Origin of the sequence: Streptomyces sp. SID5910, from assembly GCF_009862125.1 — a bacterium.
Lineage (GTDB): Bacteria > Actinomycetota > Actinomycetes > Streptomycetales > Streptomycetaceae > Streptomyces.
The window spans coordinates 1-281 of the sequence record NZ_WWHX01000254.1; the positions used below are offsets into that span (position 1 = coordinate 1).

General features: G+C 69.4%; 1 protein-coding gene. It reads right to left on the reverse strand.

The genetic code is table 11. The features are described from left to right. A partial coding sequence (locus tag GTW67_RS08765) for a beta-ketoacyl synthase N-terminal-like domain-containing protein (RefSeq protein WP_272920474.1) occupies window positions 1–281 on the reverse strand: 281 nt, incomplete at both ends.

Here is a 281-nt window from a genome sequence, read left to right on the forward strand (position 1 = left end):
ACCAGCGACGACGAACACGCCGTGTCCACCGTCACCGCCGGACCCTCGAACCCGAACGTGTAGGACACCCGGCCGGACACGATGCTGCCAGGGCTGGGGGAACCGGGAGTGCCGTCGGGCCCCTGCAAGAGACCGTAGTCGTGGTGCATGATCCCGGCGAAGACGCCGGTCTGGCTGCCACGCACCGCAGCCGGGTCGATACCCGCCCGCTCCAACGCCTCCCACGACGTCTCCAGCAACAGACGCTGCTGCGGATCCATCGCCAACGCCTCACGCGGCGA